The following is a 7,544-nucleotide window of genomic DNA, read 5'->3' on the forward strand; positions in this document are numbered from 1 at the left end:
ATCCGGGTCTCCTAATCGCCCACAGGATAGCAGTCATCCTCGGGGGAGGATAGAAGGGGCTGCCTCAAATATGGGCAAAGCCCGGTGGTGGCGCGGGGCTTTGCGGTTCTGCCCGCGGGCCCGGGCGAATTGCGTCCCGGCATCAACCGCGGCGCCACCGAAACCTCGATCATGCTGGCGCGCAGGGCTGGCTGGTCCATCGCTGCCGGTACGCCGTTGTCGACCGCGCGATCACGTCCGCCAGTTCGATGCCTGAGGCAATTAGAACGACGGGGTTCGCACCCGTTACTGATTGAAAGATGGAAATTTGCGCTCACCCGCGTCCGTCCTCCCGTCCGACACGCGGGCCTCATCGACCTGGTGTAGCCCCCGCCTGGCCGTCCCGGGACCGGGCCATATCGCTACTTGCGGTGGGTCATCCCTCGACAGGCGCGATTGACATAGCATAGGGTGGTACCCTATATGAGCCTCATGACACATACCATCCGAGAGAAAAAGAAGCTGTTGGCGCGGGTCGGACGGATTCGAGGCCAGGTCGAGGCGCTTGAGCGCTCACTCAATGAGGAGACCGACTGCGCGCGCATCATGCACATGATCGCCGGAATTCGCGGCAGTGTTGCGGGTTTGATGGCCGAAGTGGTCGAGGACCATATCCGCACGCACCTCGTTGACCCCAAGAAAAATCCCGGCGCTCTCAACGCCGATGCGGCCGAACAGCTCATTGACGTAGTCCACACCTATCTGAGGTAAACAGCATGGCCGATTCACTCCAGGCGTTTCAGCCCGCAGCGCACGCATGTCTTCCTGGGCAGTGATCATGAGACGGCCGAACGCCGAACCTGGGCGGTGATCATTCTCTGCAGCGCCATGATGCTCGCGGAGATCATTGGCGGCGCACTGTTCGGCTCGTTGGCGTTGATTGCCGGGGGTTGCACATGTCGACGCATGCTGGTGCGTTGCTGCTCGCCGCGCTGGCCTACAGTTTTGCGCGCAAATACGCTTATGACCGGAATTTTACGTTCGGCACCGGCAAGTTTGGCGATCTTGCCGGATATTCCAGCGCCATTGTGCTGGCGATGATTGCGCTCTTGATCGCCTATGAGGCGGTCGAGCGGCTGCTCAACCCGGTCTCGATCAGTTTTCGGGAGGCGATCCCGATCGCGTTCCTTGGCCTCGCCGTCAATGTCGCGAGCGCCTGGCTTCTGTCCGGCGGACCTGGTCACGATCATCATCATCATGCCGACGGTCACGATCACGACAATCACCACGACCATGACGACGAGGTCCGCCGCATTGCGTTCGACCGCACCTCGATCGAGGTCGAGATTTTCGAGGATGATGTGCCGCCGCGGTTTCGCATCTACGCGGGCGCCGGCGCGTTGCCGGCGGCATCGGATCTCTCGATCGAGACTGTGCGCGAGGACGGCGGCCGGCAGCTGTTTGCGCTGGAAGATCGCGGGGCATTTCTCGAATCGCGCGATGAGATCCCTGAACCGCATGCATTCGTAGCCAAGCTCCGCCTTGGTGGCGAAGCCCGCCAGGAGGAGCGCGAGCTCTGCTTTGAGGAGCACGAGCACGACACCGCGCATGGCGCCCATCATCGCGACAACAACATGCGCGCGGCGGTGGTTCACGTCATGGCGGACGCGGCCGTGTCGGTGCTCGTAATTGTCGGGCTGTTGTTGGCGCGCGCCTTTGGCTGGCTCTGGATGGATCCGCTCGCGGGCCTGATCGGCGCAGCCGTCATCGCGAACTGGTCCGTCGGCCTCTTGCGCGACACTGGCGCGATCCTGCTCGACCGCACACCGGATTCACGGATCGCCGAAAAGGTCCGGCAGGTCGTCGAAAGCGAGGGCGATCGCGTCACCGACTTGCATCTCTGGCGGCTCGGCCCCGGGCATCTCGGCGCCATTGTGTCGGTGGCGACCACCAAAGCCTGCGAAGCTGCGCATTACCGGCAGCGGCTCGCCCGGTTTGCCGACCTGTCGCACGTCACGGTGGAGGTACAACACACGCCTTCGGACATGCGGTCTTGACGCTGCTTTGGCTCGCTATCTTATGTTGGCCGGACCGCGGCACGCATGGGTCTGGGGATCGCGGATGCGACCTCTGCCACAGCCGACAACGAGATCGCTCGCGGATACCTTGGGCACTGAAACGCTGGGAACAGCAGATGCTGCGCCAACCGTAATTGCGGCAGTCTGGAAAGCCGGCCTAGTCTGAAACGATCCTGCAGCTTGGCAATCCGACCAGGTTACGGCCGTGGAAGCGAACATCAGCGACAGGAAGGCGATTCGGCCCATTGGAGCTCCCGCTAATCTGGATGGCAATTCTAGGGACGAATCAGGCGGAATTGCAACACAACGTCGCTAGACTGCGAACGTCTCGCATTGCACGTGGAACTGTTTCAAGCTCTTCGATCCGCGCCGGCTGTCCAGTTGTGATCCGAACTCTCGTCCGCCCTGCCGGACGAAGTATGGATTGGCAGCATCGTTAACGCGGTCGGGCTGCGAACCATTGCGAATAAGGTGCTACCTGCCTCCAATCACCAGAAGCTCCTGGGCAATCTGGGTGCACGGCCGCCTATCTTCGATGATTTCGATGACGGTCCCAAGCTGCTGCGAGCAGTACGATTCTGAAATGCGCATCCTTAGAAGTGTGCATCCCCTATCAGGGGATACTCTTCCGCGTGTTTGAATCGACGGCCGACCAGCAAGTTATTGCTGGCGGAAGAGTTCCCGGTTTGAGGTTTGCCAATATGATCGCGGGGGGTGGATGGCGAACGACAAGTCCGCTCCGTTCGCGCGACTGCAAGCAGTCGGTGATGAGAGATTCGTCAGCAGTCTCTTCTATCCTGCCCCGGAGGATGAGCCAGACGCTTGATTTCGGCACACGGCAGGCCTAGTGAACGATCGAAGTCCTTGAGAACGATTGTTCGAAGGACCGACCTCTCAAACTTGATGAAAGAGCCATGGGCAGTACCCCCTACGGCAATGTCATTCCGATCACTTCGATCGGACTGGTGTTGCCGCCAAACGTTGGGATTGATCGCGACGGCGGCAGCCGCGCGAGCGTGGGTGGTCAGACTGACTGACCGCAGCTCGCTCACCCTGCCGCATAGCGGAAACAGAGGTGAGCGATGTTCGGGAAACTCGCAAAATTCGGAAACCGTCACTCACGGCTGCTGGCGCCGTGCGTGACCGCGCAAGGCAAGGACACCAATCACGGCGCTCGTCGAGGCGAGCAGCAGCACGGATCGCCGTGGCTCGTATGCCGCTGCGGAGCGACTTGTCGCTGGGAGCTTGAAAAGTCTGATCGACCCAACCCATCGTTGCAAGGGGATCGACTACCGGTCTCGCCTCTTCGCAAAACTGTCTTCAAAACGTCCTATCAGAGCGGTCTTGCCGGAACGTCGTTGCGCCAGGCTTGGCCCGGATCAAACGCGCCTGCTCGTGCTTGCCACGCGAATGGGCATCTGCTTGCGCTTTCTTTGTTGCAGGCACGTCACTGGAGGACGCGATCCAACGTGGCTTCCGGCCCGCTTCCTTCCAACCACAAAAAATCAGCGATAGGGTCTGGCAGCGAGTGCTTTGGAAAAGTGCCGGGCAATGAATTCGCTTGCGCCTTTCGCCTCTGCCAGCGACAGGCGCGGGGGCTGGCATCGGAGCCAGAGCATCCGGGCAATGCAGGGGATATCGGCATGATGGGGGTCATGACGAAAGAGACCATGGCGACGTTTTTGCTCGCAAAGGGCCGCGCGACAGCCGGCCGTGTCCGGCTATCGGCGCCGCTTGCCGCGGCACTGGGGATGCTGGCACTGGGTCGGCCCGCGCTCGCCGCGGACCTGCCGGTCAAAGCGCCCGTGCCCTACACGTCGACGGCTTACGATTGGAGCGGCTGGTACATCGGCGCTCATGCGGGCGTGATCAGGGGCTCGTCGAACTGGACCTCAACGCCGCTTGGACCTGCAGGGCCGTCCTTGAACGGCTCGTTCGATCTTCCCTTCCATTTCGATTTCATGGGTGGCACCGGAAGCTATGTGATGGGGCTGCAGGGCGGCTACAACTACGTGTTGCCGTCGCACGTGATGCTAGGCATCGAGGGCGACGCCAGCTTCCCGAATTCGGACGTGGTGGTCCCTTTTTCGGTGCAGGGTAGCCAGACCGTGGCCTCGCCGCAGATCGGTCAAGTGATCTATGGCGAGGCAGTCATCCACTACGGCAGCGTTCGCGGCCGGATCGGCTATGCGTTCGATCAGTTTCTCCTCTACGGAACGGGCGGGTTCGCCTGGACCTACGATCAGGTGACGCGGTCCCAGGATGCCGCCCCGCTTGCTGGCAATCTCGTGGCGCCTGGCACCGTCGAAACTCCTCTGTTGTGGCGGCTGGGATGGGTCGCGGGGATCGGAGTGGAAATTCCCATTGCCGGCAATTGGTCGGCGAAGGCCGAATTCCTGGAAACCGGGTTTGGCCGCAAAAATGCATTCTTTGCGGCATCCGCCGATACGTTCGCATCCAGCCTTGCGATGCAAAGTATCCGGTTCGGACTGAACTATAAGATCGGCGACACCAATCCCATACCGGAGCTGATCACCAAGACGCCCACGGCGCTGGAGACGGACCGCTTCGCCTTCCACGCCCAGGCGACCTTCCTCGAACAGTACACGCCGCCGTTCCGCTCGCCCTATGTCGGACCCAACAGTCTGAACCCGAACCAGGGCCGCGAGACCTTCGACGTGACGGCATACGCCGGTATGCGGCTGTGGGATGGCGCCGAACTCTGGATCAATCCGGAGATCGATCAGGGTTTTGGCTTGAGCAACTCCACGGGAGCGGCGGGCTTCACGAGCGGTGAGGCCTACAAGGTCGGAGCCAGCTACCCTTACACCCGTCTGCACCGGGCGTTCTTGCGACAGACGATCGACCTGGGCGGCGATGTTCAGGACGTCAGCGCGGGGTTTAACCAGTTCTCGGGAAAGCAAACGTCGGACCGGCTGGTGATCACGGTCGGAAAGATGGGCGTGCCCGATATCTTCGACACCAACAAATACGCGCACGACCCGCGCGGCGATTTCATGAACTGGTCATTGATCGACACCGGGACGTTCGACTATGCGGCCGATGCCTGGGGCTATTCGGTAGGGGGCGCCATTGAATGGTACACCGGTCCCTGGACCTTTCGCGGCGGCATATTCGACCTGTCCGTTACGCCGAATTCCACTGCGCTGGATTCCCGCTTTGGCCAATTCCAGTGGGATGGTGAAATCGAGCGTCGCTACTCGATCTTCGGCCAGCCGGGCAAAGTGGCCGTTACCGGATTCTTGAGCCGCGGCGGAATGGGCAGCTTCCAAGATGCGATCCTGCTCGCAGCTGAGACCGGAATGCCCGCCGACATCGCCGCTGTTCGGCGCTACCAGAGCCGCGGTGGCGTCAGCATGAATCTCGAGCAGCAGCTTAGCGACAATATCGGTTTCTTCGCCCGCGCGGGATGGGCCGATGGCCGCAAGGAGCCGTTCGATTTCACAGATATCGACCGCACTGTCGCCGCCGGTTTCGCGCTTTCGGGAAAGCTATGGGGGCGGGATGACGACACGATCGGCATAGCAGGCGTGGTCAACGGCATCACCAACGTGCACCAGGCCTTTCTCAATGCCGGCGGACTCGGCATCCTGGTGGGTGACGGACAGCTGCCGCATCCGGGGAACGAGGGGATTTTCGAGGCCTACTACAACTTCCCCTGGTTTGCCTCGAAGATCACGCTCGACTATCAGCTGATCGTCAATCCCGCCTACAACCGCGACCGAGGCCCCGCTTCGGTATTTGGGGTGCGCGTACATACGCAATACTAGGCATCTGCTGCACGGAGCCCGTCGGATGACGCTACAGGATCTTCGCATAGCTCTGCTGACACGGACGCCGCGCCCCAACATTTGGGACCTTGTGGCGCTGGTTCTCGTCATCAGCGCGATGGCGCTGATGCTCTATGGGGGCGAGCAAACCACTTTGCCCTTATCCGCGCTCGAGACGACGCCGGTGTCGCTCGACCCAGCCAACCTGCCGCTCTACGCCCTGCGGACGACCATGCGGATGCTGCTCGCCATCGTCTGCTCGACCATCTTCACCTTTATCTATGCCGCTATCGCTGCGAAAAGCAGGCGCGCGGAGATAATTATGATTCCGCTGCTGGACATTCTCCAGTCGGTGCCGATCCTTGGGTTTCTGACCTTCACCGTCGTGTTCTTTCTGAACCTGTTCCCGGGCCAGGTGCTTGGCGCCGAGCTTGCCTGTGTGTTCGCGATCTTCACGAGTCAGGCCTGGAATATGACGTTCAGCATGTATCAGTCGATCCGCAGCGTGCCGAAGGATCTGGAGGAAGCAACTCAAAGCTTCCACTTGAGCGGCTGGCAGCGCTTCTGGCGGCTGGATGTGCCCTTCGCGATGCCCGGCTTGATCTGGAATGCGATGATGTCGATGTCGGGCGGCTGGTTCTTTGTCGTAGCCTCCGAGGCGATCACCGTCGGCAACACGACGGTCACCTTGCCCGGCGTCGGCTCCTATGTGGCGCTTGCGATCGAGAAGCGCGATCTCGCCGCCATCGGCTATGCCATATTGACCATGCTCTTGGTCATCATCGTCTACGACCAATTGCTGTTTCGCCCGATCGTGGCGTGGGCGGATAAATTCCGCTTCGAGCAGACCGCCTCGAGCGTGGCGCCGACATCCTGGATACTGGATCTGTTTCGGCGGACCCGGGCGCTGCGCGCATTGACCTATCCGTTTGCTGCGACGAACAAGGCGATTTCGACGTTGCGCATCGCTCTCCCGGCTAGCCTGCAGCCCTCCGCAAGGAATGCCCTACCCTCGCGGGTTATTGACGTGCTCTGGTTTGCATTGATCGCCGCGGGCACCGGCTACACCGGATGGCGAGCGTATCAATATCTATCAGCGAATTTGGGTGTCTCGGACCTCTATGACGCCGTCGCGGACGGGCTCGTGACCCTGTTGCGGGTCGTCGTGCTGATTGCGCTCGCGACGCTGATCTGGGTGCCGGTCGGGGTCTGGATCGGGCTACGGCCGAAGATTGCCGAACGTGTTCAGCCGCTCGCACAATTTCTCGCCGCCTTCCCGGCCAATCTCGCTTTTCCGATCTTCGTGGCACTGATCGTGCGCTATAACCTCAGCGCGAATATCTGGCTCAGCCCGCTGATGATCCTTGGCACTCAGTGGTACATCCTGTTCAACGTCATCGCCGGGGCCAGCGCCTTTCCAGGCGATCTGCGGGAGGCGGCTGCAAACTTCCATCTGAAGGGATGGCGATGGTGGATCAAGGTGATCCTTCCAGGTATTTTCCCCTACTACGTCACCGGTGCCGTGACCGCTTCCGGCGGATCGTGGAACGCCTCGATCGTCGCGGAGGTGGCAAGCTGGGGCGATACGCGTCTGTCGGCGACCGGGCTCGGCGCCTACATCGCGAAGGCCACCGAAGCTGGCGACTTCCCGCGCGTCGTGCTCGGGATCGCGGTCATGTGCATCATGGTGACGCTG

The 7,544-nt window shown here is 61.3% G+C and carries 5 protein-coding genes; all 5 read left to right on the forward strand.

The features are described from left to right. The first annotated feature begins 471 nt into the window (after positions 1–471). Positions 472–750 carry a metal/formaldehyde-sensitive transcriptional repressor gene (locus tag JOZ76_RS17990; protein ID WP_291700334.1) on the forward strand — a complete coding sequence of 93 codons (279 nt, stop codon included), beginning with the start codon at positions 472–474 and terminating at the stop codon, positions 748–750. A gap of 185 nt (positions 751–935) precedes the next feature. Continuing rightward, positions 936–2,036, forward strand: coding sequence for a CDF family Co(II)/Ni(II) efflux transporter DmeF (gene dmeF, locus JOZ76_RS17995; RefSeq protein ID WP_441300051.1), 1,101 nt, complete (start codon positions 936–938; stop codon positions 2,034–2,036). 935 nt (positions 2,037–2,971) lie between these two features. Next, positions 2,972–3,094 carry a hypothetical protein gene (locus JOZ76_RS18000; protein WP_291700328.1) on the forward strand — a complete coding sequence of 41 codons (123 nt, stop codon included), beginning with the start codon at positions 2,972–2,974 and terminating at the stop codon, positions 3,092–3,094. Positions 3,095–3,808: 714 nt separating this feature from the next. Next, positions 3,809–5,848 carry a carbohydrate porin gene (locus tag JOZ76_RS18005; protein WP_441300052.1) on the forward strand — a complete coding sequence of 680 codons (2,040 nt, stop codon included), beginning with the start codon at positions 3,809–3,811 and terminating at the stop codon, positions 5,846–5,848. Between the two features lie 25 nt (positions 5,849–5,873). Next, positions 5,874–7,544, forward strand: a 1,671-nt coding sequence (locus tag JOZ76_RS18010; RefSeq protein WP_291700332.1) for an ABC transporter permease, incomplete at its 3' end; no start/stop codon positions are given.

This window comes from Bradyrhizobium sp., assembly GCF_019244115.1.
Classification (GTDB): domain Bacteria; phylum Pseudomonadota; class Alphaproteobacteria; order Rhizobiales; family Xanthobacteraceae; genus Bradyrhizobium.